The following is an 835-nucleotide window of genomic DNA, read 5'->3' as shown; positions in this document are numbered from 1 at the left end:
TCACCACCTGAGAGGCGGTGGAGCCGACGTTGCCCGCCTGGTCGATAATCCGCACCTGGTAGGTGTAGTCTCCGTCAGGCAGATCGCGGGTATCGGTGTAGCTCCAGCGCTGGTTGGTGACCGTGGTATCGAGCCAGGTGTTCCCGCCGTCCAGGCTTATCTGTACGCGCTCGTCGCTTGCCAGCGCGCTGCCCAGCGAACCGTTGATGGTCAGCGTGGTGTCCATGGTGATGAAATCACTCCCGGACTGGCCGGTATCTTCGCTGATGCTGTCGATGGTGACGCCGTACTGCGGCGCCTGCGTATCCACCGTCACCGCCTGCGAGGTGGTTGCCCCGACGTTCCCCGCCTGGTCGACGACCCGCACCTGGTAGTTATGGCTGCCGTCGGTCAGGGTACGCGTGTCGCTGTAGCTCCACTGCGTCCCGCTGACGGTGGCGTATACCCAGGTCGTGCCGCCGTCCATGCTCACCTGCACGAATTCACCCGCGCCGAGTTCTGCGCCGAGCGTTCCGTGCAGCGTGTACGAGGTCGAACTGGTCAGGAAGTCGTTATTGTCGAAGCCGGTATCCACGGTAATGTTATCCACGGTCACCGTAATCGCCGCATCCGGGGCGACCGTATCGACGGTCACCTGCTGATGGGCGCTGGCACCCACATTGCCCGCCGCATCCACCACGCGAACGTAGTAGTCATAGGTCTGGTTACCCAGCGTGCGGCCATCGACGTAGTACCAGCTGTTGCCGGTGACAATCACGTTCTGCCAGGTGACGCCGCCGTCGATGCTGATCTGGGCGTATTCGCCGTCGGCCAGCGTCGCGCCGAGCGAGCCGTG

At 63.6% G+C, this 835-nt stretch carries 1 protein-coding gene; it reads right to left on the bottom strand.

Features of this window, described 5'->3' with window-relative positions; translation table 11 throughout:
• On the bottom strand, nucleotides 1–835 hold an 835-nt coding region (locus DOU50_RS00170), incomplete at both ends, for an Ig-like domain-containing protein (RefSeq protein WP_148768451.1).

Origin of the sequence: Enterobacter sp. C6, assembly GCF_008122455.1 — a bacterium.
GTDB classification, from domain to species: Bacteria; Pseudomonadota; Gammaproteobacteria; order Enterobacterales; family Enterobacteriaceae; genus Enterobacter; species Enterobacter pseudoroggenkampii.
Note: the sequence above shows the minus strand (reverse complement) of the source record. Positions and strands in the feature narration are given on the sequence as shown.